The organism is Testudinibacter aquarius (assembly GCF_004342725.1).
GTDB lineage: Bacteria > Pseudomonadota > Gammaproteobacteria > Enterobacterales > Pasteurellaceae > Chelonobacter > Chelonobacter aquarius.
On the sequence record NZ_SMCP01000001.1, the window covers coordinates 323,321 to 338,257 of the forward strand.

General features: G+C 47.5%; 16 protein-coding genes. 3 read left to right on the forward strand and 13 right to left on the reverse strand.

Annotated elements, in window-relative coordinates:
* Positions 1-3: 3 nt before the first annotated feature.
* On the reverse strand, positions 4-651 hold the full coding sequence (locus tag EDC16_RS01475) for a YchE family NAAT transporter (RefSeq protein ID WP_416069085.1): 648 nt from the start codon (positions 649-651) through the stop codon (positions 4-6).
* Positions 652-723: 72 nt separating this feature from the next.
* A complete protein-coding gene (locus tag EDC16_RS01480; protein WP_132964670.1) occupies positions 724-1,383 on the reverse strand; it encodes a hypothetical protein in 660 nt (219 codons plus the stop codon).
* Between the two features lie 285 nt (positions 1,384-1,668).
* On the opposite strand from EDC16_RS01480, the gene parE reads away from it, so the two are divergent.
* Both parE and parC read left to right on the forward strand, forming a co-directional pair.
* Positions 1,669-3,612, forward strand: a complete 1,944-nt coding sequence (gene parE / locus EDC16_RS01485) for a DNA topoisomerase IV subunit B (RefSeq protein WP_132964672.1) — start codon at positions 1,669-1,671, stop codon at positions 3,610-3,612.
* A 19-nt stretch (positions 3,613-3,631) separates the two neighbouring features.
* Positions 3,632-5,875 (forward strand): DNA topoisomerase IV subunit A, encoded by a 2,244-nt coding sequence (gene parC, locus EDC16_RS01490; protein ID WP_132964674.1) that lies wholly within the window; start codon positions 3,632-3,634, stop codon positions 5,873-5,875.
* 75 nt (positions 5,876-5,950) lie between these two features.
* Here the strand turns inward: parC and ptsG are convergent, their stop codons facing one another.
* The 4 genes from ptsG to EDC16_RS01510 form a co-directional block, all read right to left on the reverse strand.
* Positions 5,951-7,390 carry a PTS glucose transporter subunit IIBC gene (gene ptsG / locus EDC16_RS01495; protein ID WP_132964676.1) on the reverse strand — a complete coding sequence of 480 codons (1,440 nt, stop codon included), beginning with the start codon at positions 7,388-7,390 and terminating at the stop codon, positions 5,951-5,953.
* Between the two features lie 249 nt (positions 7,391-7,639).
* Complete coding sequence (locus EDC16_RS01500) at positions 7,640-8,299, reverse strand: M15 family metallopeptidase (RefSeq protein WP_132964792.1); 660 nt, start codon at positions 8,297-8,299, stop codon at positions 7,640-7,642.
* A 36-nt stretch (positions 8,300-8,335) separates the two neighbouring features.
* Entirely contained in the window at positions 8,336-9,466 is a 1,131-nt protein-coding gene (gene dapE, locus EDC16_RS01505; protein WP_132964678.1) for a succinyl-diaminopimelate desuccinylase, read from the reverse strand.
* 12 nt (positions 9,467-9,478) lie between these two features.
* The gene (locus tag EDC16_RS01510) at positions 9,479-9,826 is read right to left on the reverse strand and encodes an ArsC family reductase (protein ID WP_132964680.1); all 348 of its coding nucleotides are present in this window, start codon (positions 9,824-9,826) and stop codon (positions 9,479-9,481) included.
* Between the two features lie 149 nt (positions 9,827-9,975).
* On the opposite strand from EDC16_RS01510, the gene EDC16_RS01515 reads away from it, so the two are divergent.
* Complete coding sequence (locus EDC16_RS01515) at positions 9,976-11,355, forward strand: sodium-dependent transporter (RefSeq protein ID WP_132964682.1); 1,380 nt, start codon at positions 9,976-9,978, stop codon at positions 11,353-11,355.
* 64 nt (positions 11,356-11,419) lie between these two features.
* Here EDC16_RS01515 and EDC16_RS01520 read toward each other — a convergent pair whose 3' ends face one another.
* The 7 genes from EDC16_RS01520 to EDC16_RS01550 form a co-directional block, all read right to left on the reverse strand.
* Positions 11,420-12,580 (reverse strand): chorismate mutase, encoded by a 1,161-nt coding sequence (locus tag EDC16_RS01520; RefSeq protein ID WP_132964795.1) that lies wholly within the window; start codon positions 12,578-12,580, stop codon positions 11,420-11,422.
* Positions 12,581-12,694: 114 nt separating this feature from the next.
* Positions 12,695-13,018, reverse strand: a complete 324-nt coding sequence (gene raiA, locus EDC16_RS01525; protein ID WP_132964684.1) for a ribosome-associated translation inhibitor RaiA — start codon at positions 13,016-13,018, stop codon at positions 12,695-12,697.
* A 260-nt stretch (positions 13,019-13,278) separates the two neighbouring features.
* Positions 13,279-13,545 (reverse strand): GNAT family N-acetyltransferase, encoded by a 267-nt coding sequence (locus tag EDC16_RS01530; protein WP_132964686.1) that lies wholly within the window; start codon positions 13,543-13,545, stop codon positions 13,279-13,281.
* Between the two features lie 14 nt (positions 13,546-13,559).
* Entirely contained in the window at positions 13,560-13,775 is a 216-nt protein-coding gene (gene yacG, locus EDC16_RS01535) for a DNA gyrase inhibitor YacG (RefSeq protein ID WP_132964688.1), read from the reverse strand.
* Positions 13,765-14,388: a dephospho-CoA kinase gene (gene coaE, locus EDC16_RS01540; RefSeq protein WP_132964690.1), complete on the reverse strand. Its 624-nt coding sequence runs from the start codon at positions 14,386-14,388 to the stop codon at positions 13,765-13,767. Before coaE ends, yacG begins: the two co-directional genes overlap by 11 nt.
* Before the next feature lie 9 nt (positions 14,389-14,397).
* Positions 14,398-14,679 (reverse strand): type II toxin-antitoxin system RelE family toxin, encoded by a 282-nt coding sequence (locus EDC16_RS01545; RefSeq protein WP_132964692.1) that lies wholly within the window; start codon positions 14,677-14,679, stop codon positions 14,398-14,400.
* On the reverse strand, positions 14,669-14,923 hold the full coding sequence (locus tag EDC16_RS01550; RefSeq protein WP_132964694.1) for a type II toxin-antitoxin system Phd/YefM family antitoxin: 255 nt from the start codon (positions 14,921-14,923) through the stop codon (positions 14,669-14,671). The genes EDC16_RS01545 and EDC16_RS01550 overlap by 11 nt, the downstream gene beginning before the upstream one ends.
* Positions 14,924-14,937: the final 14 nt, after the last annotated feature.

Genomic DNA, 14,937 nt, shown 5'->3' on the forward strand with positions numbered 1-14,937 from the left:
TCATTAACCATTCACCAAGCCGGGAAAGAGATTGCCGATCCCTGCCGCAGCAACTTCAATGCCCAGCGCCATCAAGATCACCCCCATAATCCGCGTGACCACATTGCTGCCGGTATTGCCTAAGGTTTTCACCACAAACGGTGCAGAGCGGAACAAGAAATAGCAAAAAACAGAAAAGAGTAAAATGGCAAGGGTGAAGCCGATAAAATCCAGCCAGCTGTGATAGCGTGAAGCCCATACAATGGTCGAGCTGATCGTGCCCGGCCCGGCCATAATCGGCATTGCCAGCGGCACCACCGCAATGTTGCCGTAATCAGACAGATCCGCACTTTTCTCTTCTTTGTTTTGCTTTTGCTCACCTAATTTACCGCTGATCATGCTCATTGCAATCGAGACAATCAAAATACCGCCGGCGATACGGAACGCATTCAGTGAAATATTAAAAAGATTGAGAATAATCTGCCCCAGGTACAGGCTGGTCAGCAAAATGACTGCAACGGAAATGCACATCGTTAAGTTGGTTCTATTACGCTGCGCTTCATATTGGTTAGAGGTCATACCAACGAAAATCGGCAGTACGCCGAATGGATTCACCACTGCCACCAAACCGATAAAAAATTGAATATAAATGGAATAATTAAAATCCAGCATCACCAATGAACCTCTTTCAACAGCATAATATCTTACCTATTATGCCATACCTGAGAGATGACGGCTATTGTGTTAGCCCAGCTGATTAAGCAACACACTGTAACCGACCGCAAGGGAACTATCGTCGGTTTCAACCAGTGTTGCCGAACAGACCGCATTCATCAACCAACGCTGTGCCGTTCCTTGACGCGGGGTTTCCCAGGTAGATTCCGGCGCAAACACTTGTGTTTCATAGGTATTGGCGGTATAGGTGTAAGTAATCGCCGTAATACTACTACGTTCGCTACAGTTGTACACTTGGATATTGGAATAGATCTTAGTTTTGTCACTTGAACCCAGCGATGCCACACGATAATCGGCAAAGGCACCCAAGCCAACCCGCACTTTGCCTAAACGCACATTGTACTCATCAATATAAAGGTAGGCATTTGGATTAACGGTATCAATATTGTCCAGTTTGACCGGCTTAAATTGTTCTACGGTTTTGCTTTGTTGACTCAGTTGATTGACCCAATCTCGGTTTTTTTGTAAGCGCTTGAGGCTGTATTCAGTCTGTGCACCTTGCTTTGCACTGCTGATATCATAGGAGATCTTGATGACATTCTCGGTATTATTTCCGATGTGCAGCGAAGGGCGCGGATGTTGCTGGTCCCATTGTTTTATAGCGCTGTTTTGACACCCCACCACAGACAACGATAGCGATACGACTATTCCAATTGTATTTATATTCATCTTATTTTTATACCGTTATCAGCTCACCAAACAAATCTCAGTGTTTTTACTTATGCCAACTGCTTGACTTTAAGATACTAACTCCAAGTTATTATCTTAACAACCGGCGCCCATTTTATAGCGAATTACCCTAAATGTAAAAACACTTTTCTCCCTTATCTCAAGGACTAGCAACAAAATATCGCCTCCAAAGCAAATAAACCGAATTAAGATTGTCGGTTTCATGGCAGGTTTGATAGAATTGGGCAATTTTGCATTTAACCTGACATCTGAATAAAAGCCGATATGACAACCTCGAACTACCAAGCCGACGATATTACCGTCCTCAAAGATCTAGAACCGGTGCAACTGCGACCGGGCATGTACACCGACACCACCCGCCCCAACCACTTAGGACAAGAGGTGATTGATAACAGCGTCGATGAAGCCCTTGCCGGTTATGCCAGCAAAATCGAGGTGATTTTGCACGAAGATCAATCGCTGGAAGTGATTGATAACGGGCGCGGTATGCCGGTGGATATTCATCCGGTCGAAAAAATTTCCGGGGTGGAATTAATCCTGACCAAGCTACACGCCGGCGGCAAATTTTCTAATAAAAATTACCAGTTCTCCGGCGGTTTGCACGGCGTGGGAATCTCAGTGGTGAATGCGCTGTCGGATCGGGTCGAAGTGACGGTAAAGCGCAATGGCGAAATCTATCGCATTGCTTTTGCCAACGGCAAAAAAATCGAAGAGCTGCAAGTGATCGGCAACTGCGGACGGCGCAATACCGGCACCACGGTGCGTTTTTGGCCGAATCCGAAATATTTCGACTCGGCAAAATTTTCGGCTAGCCGTTTAAGCCATCTGCTGCGCGCCAAAGCGGTGCTGTGTCCAAAATTGGAAATCAGCTTCAGCGATAAAGTGAACGGCACGCAGGAAAGTTGGTGCTACCAAGACGGCTTGTCGGATTACCTGCAAGAAAGCGTGCAGGACGTCGCCACCATTCCTGAAATTCCGTTTGTCGGTGAATTTAAGGCCGATACTGAAGCCGTCACTTGGGCATTGATGTGGCTGCCGGACGGCGGCGAATTATTGGGCGAAAGCTATGTCAACCTGATCCCAACTCCACAAGGCGGCACACACGTCAACGGTTTACGCCAAGGCTTGCTTGATGCAATGCGTGAATTTTGCGAATTTCGCAATTTGTTACCGCGTGGCGTGAAGCTGACCGCCGATGACATTTGGGATCGCTGTGCTTATGTGCTGTCACTGAAAATGCAGGATCCGCAATTTGCCGGGCAGACCAAAGAGCGGTTGTCATCCCGCCAAAGTGCGGTTTTTGTGGCCGGCACGGTGAAAGATGCTTTCAGTTTGTGGCTGAACCAAAACGTACAACAGGCAGAATTATTGGCGGAAATGGCGATCAATTCGGCACAACGCCGTTTGCGTGCCGCCAAAAAAGTGGTGCGTAAAAAATTGGTCAGTGGTCCGGCACTGCCCGGCAAACTCGCCGATTGCAGCAGCCAAGATCTAAATAAAACCGAGCTGTTTTTGGTGGAAGGCGACTCCGCCGGCGGATCGGCAAAACAAGCGCGCGACCGGGAATTTCAAGCGATCTTACCGTTGCGCGGCAAAATTTTAAATACCTGGGAAGTGGCTTCCGATCAAGTGTTGGCATCTAACGAAATCCACGATATTGCCGTTGCGCTGGGCATCGACCCCGACAACGATGATTTATCGCAACTGCGTTACGGCAAAATCTGTATCCTCGCCGATGCCGATTCAGATGGCCTGCACATCGCCACCTTACTCTGTGCGCTGTTCCTGCGCCACTTTCCGCAATTGGTACAACAAGGGCATGTGTATGTGGCGATGCCGCCGCTCTACCGGATTGATTTAGGCAAAGAGGTGTTTTACGCCTTAGACGAGGGTGAAAAAGAAGGAATTCTCGATCGCCTAAAAGGCAAACGTGGCAAGCCAAACGTACAGCGTTTCAAAGGGTTGGGCGAAATGAATCCGCTACAACTGCGCGAAACCACCATGGATCCCAACACCCGCCGTTTAGTGCAACTGACCTATCAACAAGCGGAAAAAGAAACCACAGCACAAAATGAAAGTGCGGTCGAGCAACATCAATCGACCAACCAAACCCTTGAATTAATGGATATGCTACTGGCGAAAAAACGTTCTGAAGATCGTAAAAACTGGCTGCAACTCAACGGCAACCACGCCGATTTAGCGGTTTAATCCTCGCAGGTAATAAAACATGAGTGAACAACAAATTAACTACGAAGGCGTAGAGCAAATGCCACTGGCGCATTTCACCGAGAAAGCCTATTTAAACTATTCGATGTACGTGATTATGGATCGCGCCCTGCCGTTTATCGGTGACGGCTTGAAACCGGTGCAACGGCGGATTATTTATGCGATGTCTGAACTGGGACTGAATGCCTCCGCCAAATACAAAAAATCGGCGCGTACCGTCGGGGATGTGTTGGGTAAATTCCATCCACACGGCGACAGTGCCTGTTATGAAGCGATGGTGTTGATGGCACAGCCGTTTTCCTACCGCTATCCACTGGTGGACGGGCAAGGCAACTGGGGCGCGGCAGACGATCCAAAATCTTTCGCGGCGATGCGTTACACCGAATCGCGTTTGTCAAAGATCGCCGAAGTGCTGCTATCCGAATTGGGGCAAGGCACGGTTGATTATCAACCAAATTTTGACGGCACATTAGAAGAGCCGCAATATCTGCCGGCACGCCTGCCACATATTTTGCTCAACGGCACCACCGGCATTGCGGTCGGGATGGCGACTGACATTCCGCCACATAATCTGAATGAAATTGCCGAAGCGGCAGTGTTGTTGTTGGATAATCCGCAAACCACGCTTGAACAGTTATTAACCATTGTGCAAGGCCCTGATTTTCCGACCGAAGCAGAAATTATCACGCCGAAAGAGGAACTCGCCAAGCTGTACCAAAATGGGCGCGGCTCGATCAAAATGCGGGCGATCTGGAAGAAAGAGGACGGCGAAGTCATCATAACCGCACTTCCGCACCAAACTTCCGGTTCAAAGGTGATCGCACAGATTGCCGAACAGATGCGCAATAAAAAATTACCGATGGTCGATGATTTGCGTGATGAATCCGATCACGAAAACCCGACACGGATCGTGATTGTGCCACGTTCCAATCGGGTCGATCTCGAACCGTTGATGGATCACCTGTTTGCCACCACCGATCTGGAAAAAAGCTATCGTGTCAATATGAATATGATCGGCTTGGATCAAAAACCGGCAGTCAAAAACCTACATACCATTCTCAGCGAATGGCTGACCTTCCGCCGCACCACCGTCACACGTCGTTTGCAATATCGCTTGGACAAAGTGTTGGCTCGGCTGCATATTTTGGACGGTTTGATGATCGCCTATTTGAATATTGATGAAGTGATCGAGATCATTCGCAACGAGGACGAGCCAAGAGCGGTATTGATGCAACGTTTCAACCTCAGCCAAATCCAAGCCGATGCGATTCTCGATTTGAAATTGCGCCATTTGGCAAAGTTGGAAGAGGTTAAAATTCAGGCGGAACAAGATGAACTGGCACAAGAACGCGATCAATTGCAATTGGTTTTAGGATCAGAACGCCGCCTTAATACGCTGATCAAAAAAGAGATTCAGCAAGATGCCAAAACCTATGACAGCCCACGCCGTTCGCCGATTGTGGAACGAGCCGAAGCCAAAGCGATTTCCGAAACCGATATGCTGCCTGCCGAGCCGGTGACCGTCATTCTCTCCGAAATGGGCTGGGTACGCTGTGCCAAGGGGCATGAAATCGACGCACAAGGCTTGAACTATAAGAGCGGCGATAAATACCTGCAACACGCCAACGGTAAAAGCAATCAAGCAGTGGTGTTTATCGACAGCAGTGGTCGCAGTTATGCGCTCGATCCGCTCGCCTTGCCGTCCGCCCGCTCCCAAGGCGAACCCCTGACCGGCAAGCTCAGCCTGCCAAGCGGCGCCGTGGTGGAACAATTATTGATGGATAACGAACAACAAGCCTATCTGATGGCGTCCGATTCGGGCTATGGTTTCGTGTGTAAATTTGACGATCTGATTTCACGCAACAAAGCGGGTAAAGCCTTGATCAGCCTGACTGAAAACGCCAAAGTGCTGCCACCGCAAGCCGTCTTGGAAGATGGTATGCTATTGGTCGCAATCTCTTCGATCGGCAAAATGCTAATCTTCCCGGTCACCGATCTGCCAAGCCTGTCGAAAGGAAAAGGCAATAAAATTATCAGTATTCCGGCCGCCAATGCCAAATCGCGTGAAGAGCTGTTAAGCCGAATCCTGTTAATCAAACCGGAAAACAGCCTGATTTTCCACGCCGGACGGCGCAAAGTCACACTTAAACCGGAGGATTTGGAGAAATTCAAAGGCGAACGTGGCCGCCGTGGCGGACAATTGCCGCGAGGGTTGCACAGTGGTGTTGTGATTGAAGTAGTTTGACCGCACTTTGAAGCATAAAAAAAGCCTTGCGCCAATCGAATGACACAAGGCTTTTTAATCGCTCAACCGATTTGGTTAGTTTTTATGAATCCAATGATCCATATCGGTTTTCAAGTTTTCGGATTTGGTACCGAAAATCGCTTGGATCCCACTACCTACCACCACCACACCGGCTGCTCCCAGCTCTTTCAAGCGCGGTTGATTGACTTTGCTGACGTCGTTGACGCCGATACGCAGGCGGGTGATACAAGCATCAAGGCTCTTGATGTTTTCTTTGCCGCCGAATGCCGCAACCAGATTGGCTGACATTTCATCACCACTACTTGCAACTGCGGCGCTTTTTCCTTCGTTTTCGTCTTCACGACCCGGCGTTTTCAGATTCAAGGCTTTGATCACTACGGTAAATACCGTGAAATAAATCACCGCATAAATACCACCGACCACCGGGAACAGCCACAGTTTATGTGAATTGGCGGACAACAAGGTGAAGTCGATGAAACCGTGCGAGAAGGTCATACCGTGCACCATGCCCAACATGTTGGTCACGACATAGGCTGAACCTGCCAATAATGCGTGAATCGCATACAGAATCGGCGCAACGAACATGAAAGAGAATTCTAACGGTTCAGTGATCCCGGTTAAGAACGAAGTCAAAGCTGCGGAGATCATGATCCCGCCGACACGGGCACGGTTTTCTGGTTTTGCCGCACGCCAAATTGCAATTGCAGCAGCCGGTAAACCGAACATTTTGAACATATAACCACCCGCCAACTGTCCGAAATAGCTCATTTCAGGGGTACGGCTGGCTTCAGTCGCTGATAAGAAACAGGTTACCACGCCGTGCTGGGTCACACCGCTGGCGTCCACACAAGTCCCGGCTTGGAAAAAGAATGGTACGTTCCAGATATGGTGCAAACCAAACGGAATCAAGCTACGCTCAACCACGCCATAAATCCCGAATGCCAATGCCGGATTCTGTTCCGCAGCCCAGCGTGAAAACGTATCGATTAACCCACCGACCGGAGGCCAAACCAATGACAATACCACACCTAACAGAATTGCCAACGAACCGGTGACAATCGGCACAAAGCGCTTACCGGCAAAAAAGCCGAGATACGCTGGCAATTGGATGCGGTAGAAACGGTTAAACGCCCAAGCGGCAACAGCCCCGACCAAAATTCCACCGAGCACCCCGGTTTCGATATTTTCAACCCCGACCACCGGCGCCATCACTTTCAATGTGGCGACCATAATCCCATAGCCGACAACCGATGCTAATGCGGCTACCCCGTCATTGTTGGTGAAGCCCAACGCAACCCCGATAGCAAACAACAGCGCCATTTGCCCGAACACTGAGCCACCGGCCTGTTCAAATAAATTGGAAACAACTTCCGGCATCCAGCTGAAATGCGCCGCCCCGATCCCTAATAAAATCCCCGCAATCGGCAATACCGATACAGGCAACATTAATGCTTTACCGATCTTTTGCGCAACCGCAAACAGATTACTTGACATACTAACCTCTAATAAATTGGTTCTTTTGAAGAGTATCTAAACGAGACTGCCGCTTTTCAGCCGACAACAACCAGTCTCTATAAAATATGTGGTATTACACCTGATGGATTGCTCCATAGCATAATTGGGGCGCACTATAAACGATTTGGTTAAAAAGTGCCAATGACTTTCTATTATTAAATTAAAAAAATAAAATCTAGATCACATTTTTTTAATTTAAAAAAATAAATAGGCTTGGAATGGTAACAATTATGTAATAAAACGTTTGAAAATTTCCGTAATCTTGGTAGCCAACAACTTACTACCTTCAACGTCTTCATTTTGCCAACTATGCAGTAAAATTTCCGGGCTGAACCGCACTTTGGCTTGCTCCGCAAGCGGTTTGTAGCTGATATGCCACGGTTCGCGTCCGATTTCCAAAGTAGAGACGGCTTGAAACGGTAGGGTAAAGTCAAAGTGCGGTAGCCGTTCGCTCAGCCAACAGGCTAAATCATAGAAATAGCCGTTTTCTTCATATTCCCACGGCTCAAGCTGCAACGCTTGCCCCAACGGTAAGCGCGTAGGGTCGTAAATATCAATTTCCGTTCCCCAATGGTGGCGGCTGGCACCGGGCAACGCCGACCAACGTAAAATCGCTTGCGCTTTTTGCCAGTCATCAAGGCAAGTCAAATCCAGCGGATTACCGTCATCATCATGCACTTTGCGCTGGCACAAAAACTTGCCGTTCCAGATCTGCTGCTGGCGTTTGAAATCACGAAAACTGCTTGCCGGTTGCAAATCAAAGCCTGCTTTGACCGCACTTTGCTGTAGTGCAATGAAAGCACGCTGCGCATCGGCTTGCAGTCGGTGATGGCTAGCGTAGGCTGACGGCAGCGGCACCAGATGTACATCAGTTTTGCCGGTCAGCATTTGGTCAGTAAACAAAAATCGAGTCACAATTTAGTCTTAGCCTAATAAATTTTGTAGTAATTGACGATGCACCAAACCCAAACGATACAGATCTTGGCAGCTCACACACTCATCGACTTTATGAATCGTGGCGTTCAGCGGACCCAGTTCCACTACTTGCGTGCCCATTTGGGCGATAAAACGTCCATCGGAAGTGCCGCCGCCGGTATCCAGTTTCGGCTCAATATTGAGATGTTGCTTGACCGCACTTTTCACTGCCTGAATAAATTCGCCTTGTTCAGTCACAAACGGCAAGCCGGACAGATTCCAATCCAGTCGATATTGCAGTCCGTATTTCGCCAACAGATCCGTCACCCGCCGTTGAATCAATTTCGGCGCCATTTCGGTGGAAAAACGCAGATTAAACTGCACCAACAGCTCGCCAGGAATCACATTATTGCTGCTGGTACCGGCGTGGATATTGGCGATTTGCAGCGTGGTCGGTGGAAAAAAGGCATTGCCGCGATCCCATTCGATGTTGACCAATTCATCTAGCATGGCAAGGGATTTATGCACCGGATTCTCGGCCAAGTGCGGATAGGCAACGTGCCCTTGAATGCCCTGAATCGTCAAATTGGCAGTAATCGAACCACGCCGCCCGTTTTTGATGATATCGCCCAGCTTGACCGCACTTGACGGTTCGCCTACCATGCAAAAATCCACTTGCTCGCCACGCGCCATCAAGGTTTCGACCACACGCACCGTGCCGTCAGTTGCCGCCGCTTCTTCATCAGAAGTAATCAAAAAGGCGATGCTGCCCTGATGATCGGGATTGGCTTGTACATAGTGTTCCGCGGCAATCACCATTGCCGCCAGCGATCCTTTCATATCGGCTGCACCACGGCCGTATAACATATCGTCAACGATTTCGGCGGCAAACGGCGGATATTGCCAGTGGCTTTGCTCACCGGTCGGCACCACATCGGTATGGCCGGCAAAGGCGATACAGGGGCGTTGCGTACCATGTCGCGCCCATAAATTCAGGGTGTCGTTGAACGGCAACCATTCGATTTCAAAGCCGATTTTTGCCAAACGCTCTGCAATCAGTTGCTGACAGCCCAAGTCTTGTGGGCTGATCGACGGACGGCTGATCAGATCCTGCGCTAATTCAATAATTGTCTGTTTCATCCGACCGCACTTTTAACCGTTAAACACGTTCGTATACTGTTTATCATTAAAACCGATTAACGGTTTTGCCGCACCCAATACAATCGGACGTTTAATCAAAGTCGGCTGCGCCAACAACAACGCCAGTGCAGCTTGTTGATTCAACCCGTCTTTAGTGGCTTGATCCAAATTGCGCCATGTAGTGCTGCGCTTGTTCACCAGCTCCTGCCAGCCGAATAACGCCTCGACTTCAGCGAGATAAGCCGCATCAATTCCGTCGACACGATAATCATGCAATTTGGCTTCAATGCCGTTCGCCGCCAACCACGTCAATGCTTTTTTGACCGTATCGCAATTTTTAATACCGTAAACCGTCACCATTGTTTTTATTCCTTGTTATTGATTTTAGGGTCTGTCGCAGAATAATAGCAAACTTAACCGTTTTTTGCAGAACGATTTACATTGCCGACAAGGTATGTTAAAAAGTCCGGCTAAAACTTAGCTTTACCCCTAATTTTATCAGGCAAACTATGACAACAACCTCTCAAACACGGCAAGCACCAGAAAGACAGACTTGGAGCAGCCGCCTTACTTATATTATGACTGTCGCCGGCGCAACAGTTGGTTTCGGCGCTACTTGGCGCTTCCCTTATTTAGTCGGCGAAAACGGCGGCGGCGCTTATGTTTTGCTGTTTTGTATCGCGATGATTGTAATCGGTATTCCAATGATTCTGGTCGAAAATGTGATTGGACGCCGTATTCGAGTGAATGCCATTGACTCCTTTAGTGGCACTATCAACGGCAAACCGATCGCCGCCGGTTGGAAATATTTGGGCTATTTAGGGATGCTTGGCTCGTTCTGCATTATGGCGTATTACATGGTGCTCGGCGGTTGGGTGATCAACTATATTATCAGCCTGTTCAACGGAAATTTAGCGATTTCACAACCGGTGAGCAAAGAGCTGACGGCGGAATTTTTTAACCAAAGCATCAACAACAGCCCGCTGATGATCAGCCTTTACACTCTGCTGTTTGTGATCATTAACTACATTATTTTGGTCAAAGGGGTAATCGGTGGCATTGAAAGAGCGGTGAAATATTTGATGCCGTTGCTGTTTGTGTTTTTGATTTGCATGGTGATCCGTAATGTCACCCTGCCCGGCGCTGCTGAAGGGATTCGATTCTATCTGCAACCGGATTTCAACAAAATCACGCCACAACTGTTTATGTTTGTTTTGGGGCAGGTATTCTTTGCGTTGAGTTTGGGCTTTGGGGTGATCATCACCTTATCCAGCTATTTGAAAAAAGGCGAAAATCTAGTACAAACGGCAGTAATCACCGGTTTTACCAACACCCTAATCGCAGTATTAGCCGGTTTTATGATCTTCCCCTCGCTGTTTAGCTTTGGTGTCGCCCCCGATTCCGGTCCAACCTTGGTATTCCAAAGTCTGCCGATTGTGTTTTCCCACCTATGGGCTGGCAAATTTTTTGCCGTCATCTTCTTCTCACTGCTGCTCGTTGCCGCTCTCACCACGTCGTTGACAATTTATGAAGTGCTGATCACTGCCTTGCAAGAAAAAACCCGCATGAATCGGCGCAAAGCGATTATTTTGGTGCTGGCAGCGATCTATATTTTGGGCAACTTGCCGTCGATTTTAAGCTATGGCCCTTGGGCAGAATGGAAAATTTTCGGTAAAAATATCTTTGATGCCTTTGATTATTTCAGCGGCAATATTCTGTTTATGCTGACCGCACTCGGCTGTGCGCTGTTTGTGGGCTTTGTGATGAAAGACGAGGCAAAGCAAGAATTGACCGCCAACAGCAACTCCAAATTTGCCAATATATGGTTTAACTATGTCAAGTATGTGGTTCCGCTGGTGATTCTGTCTATTTTTATCAGCAACTTTTAAGCTATATAGCAGCCAAAGTGCGGTCAACTCGACCGCACTTTTTTTACTTAGTAAAAATCTAGATTCAAGCCGGATCAACCGGTTGCACAATTTCACTCGGATAACAACCGAGGATTTTGAGGTAGGTGCTGACCTGTTTCAACTCCTCAAGTGCGGTTTGGGTTTGTGGATCATGAATATTGGCTTCGATTTCCAGATAGAACATCTCTTCCCAGGGGCGACCGTAGATCGGACGCGATTCCAGTTTGCTCATTTGAATATGGTGGTTTTTAAACACTAATAGTGCATCCACCAGCGAGCCTGCCGTTTGCGGTGTGCTCATCAACAACAATGTTTTGGTTTGCAGTTGAGGCGAAACCGTAATGGCGTTTTTGGCAATCACAATAAAACGGGTGATGTTGTTCGCTTGGTTGGCAATCTCCGTTTTCAGTACGCGCAAACCGTACAGCTTGCCGCCATCGGCGTTGCCCAGTGCGGCAATATTCGGTGTATTCAGCTGCGACACCAATTGCATCGCATGCGAACTGCTTTCACAATAGTTGATGTGTACCCGCTCCAATTGTTGAATAAATCGGCTGCATTGGGCGATCACTTGCGGGTGGCTGTATAAGGTATCAATCTGCTCAAGTGCGGTATCTCCGGCGACTAACACGCAGTGCTTAATCGGGTAGGTCAGCTCGCCGACAATCGACAATTGGGTGTGTTGCAGCAGATCATACACATCATTGATCGCCCCCGAGGTGGTGTTTTCCAACGGCAAGATACCGTAATCGGCTTCGCCACTTTCGACTTTATCAAAAATTTGCTGAAAACTATCGCTGCTCAATTCGACTAACTGCTTTTTATAGCGTTCGGCGTACTGACGCGCCGCCAGATTAGAATACGAACCGCGTACGCCCAAAAACGCAATGCTAGTGCTGTTTTCACGCTGTTGATTGAGTTTATTCTGCAAATATGCCTGCTGGGTCAACACCGAATCTTCAATAATTTTTTGAAAAATTTGGGTGATATATTGCGCTTCCAATGGGTAGTTTTGCGCCTCGGCAAAATGAATCAACTCTTGCAGCAGCTGCTGTTCACGCCCGGTGTCACGCAGCGGCTTCTTGCTCAACTCTTTACTGCGTGCCACATCATAGGCCAATCGGTGGCGCTCGGACAGTAGTTTCAATAGATGGCGGTCAAGCTGGGTAATCTGTTGGCGGATCTCGTTCAAATCTTTTGGCATCATTTTTTCCGTTTAACGATAAGTTATCTCATTCTATGTAGTAACCGCACTTTTCTCAAGTTCAGAACACAAAAAACCCGGCTTTTTTGCCGGGTTGTTCGCATCACATCGTTATCACTGTTCAAAGGAGTCTTTTAATCTTTCACTCGCACGCCGAGCCTCACCTTTATGTTGTAATTTATTGAGTTGGCGCTCCAGCTTTTCTTCTAACTCATTAATAGTTTTATACATATCCTCCCCTTCGGCACTGGCGAACAAATCGCCTAATGGCGTGCCGATGGAGGCCTCTGCCGAAAAACCTTTCGGGGTTTTGTTCAAAATAAGATGCGGATTAATCAGTTGGGTTTGCCACTTTTCCAGTTTTGCGATGCGATCTTCAACGTGAGCGCGAATTGCAGGGGTAATTTCCATTTGTTTGCTTGTAATGTTTACTGTCATAGTATTTACCTCTTTTTTAGGTAGGTTGCCGAGTGCGAACACTCAAGAAAAATCCATTTAGTGTTAGTTACAACATAGTCCTACTATCAACAGATTTCAAGCCTTTTTCTTTGTTTTGTAACACAATTTATCAAAAAATAGTCATAAGGCAAAAAACCGGATAATTTCCCTTTTATTTTACGTTAAAATTGCTATGATAATCGAGATATACCACATCAGCCATCAACATAACCACTTATTTTTATTCGATTTTTTGATTATTACAACCGCTTCTCACGCCGCATTTTACTTTCAATATAACTACAGCTCGGTTTAACTTGGTAGCCGTTTTGGTCAACAAATTCGATAAACGCCTGATAGAGTTTATCCGCCACGCCCTGTCCGCGCAGCGAGGGATCAACGTGGGTGTGGTAGGCATCAAGCGTATTCTGATTTAAAGTGCGGTACGCCAATTCGGCAATGCGCACACCGTCGCGCTCAATCACAAATGCACCTTGTCCGCCCTGTTGTTGATGTTGAATATCCATCTTCTTCTCCTGTTTTAATGTTTAACCCAATCCTGCGCCTCACCGTTCACGCTGCTGTCGAGCGTAAAATCGGCGGTATCCGAGGCAATGGTTTTCTCTTCATTTGCCCATTCGCCCAGATCGATCAATTGGCAGCGTTTGCTGCAAAATGGACGAAACGGGCTGTTTTCGCTCCATTCGACTGATTTACGACAGATTGGACACGCTACGCTAATCATCTCATTTTTCATGTTTTTTCCCTGCTAACGCTAAATAATATTGATGTAATTGCAGCACTTGCGCGCGTAAATCCTTTTCAGACTCGGATAAAGGACGGTCATTGTTAATCACATCGTCGGCTTTTGCCAAACGCTGCTGGCGGCTGACTTGTGCCTGCATAATTTTTTTAATCTGTTGAATATTACTGTTGTCACGCCGCACCGCTCTTTGCAGTTGAATGGCTTCACTAACGTCCACCACCAACACCCGATCACAATACTCGGTTAATTTATTTTCAATCAACAACGGTACTACCCACAACACATAAAGTGCGGTTTGTTGTTGCAGCTGGCGCAACATGCGTTGCCGAATTACCGGGTGCAACAGTTGATTCAACCATTCGGTTTTATCTTTGTCAGCAAACACGATTTGGCGCAATGCCGCTCGATCCAGCCCCCCCTCAGCGGTGATCACCTGCTGGCCAAAATGCTCGGCAATCTGCGCTAATAACGGTGATCCTGGCGCCACCACTTCGCGCGCCACCACATCGGCATCCACAATCGGCACGCCCAGCTCAGCAAACAAATCGGCAATCGTGCTTTTGCCACTACCAATGCCGCCGGTTAGTCCTATGATATAGGTCATTTGATTTCCCTAACGTTTATCTGCTGTCTTATACACTTCTGCGCCTTCACGCTTACCAATCGCCAAAACTAACACCGTGATGGTATTATCATACACTTCATATACCAAACGATAACCCGAAGTACGCAGTTTAATTTTGTAACGCGCTGAATAGCCGGATAATTTATCACTTATAACGTGCGGTGCAATCAGCCTTTCTGTGAGCTTCTTTTTAAATTGCATTCGTACCGTTTCACCCAGTTTACGCCACTCTTTTAATGCGCTTTTATCAAAAATTAATTCATAACTCATCAAGTGAAACCTTTACCGCTTCCAATGTTTTCAAACGTTCGTCTGCAATTCGGTTTAATCTTTGGTCTTCTAGCATTTCTTGAAAATATTCAAATAATGCAGGCGTTACGCAATAAAACGCCGGTTCGTTGCGATTTAAAATCGCAATTGCGCCACTATCACTGGCTGCAACGGTTCCCATTGGGTTTTTCTTGAGATCAGTAATGCTGGCAACGGTATTGGTTAAAATTTGATGTATAGCCATATTGTTCTCCTATA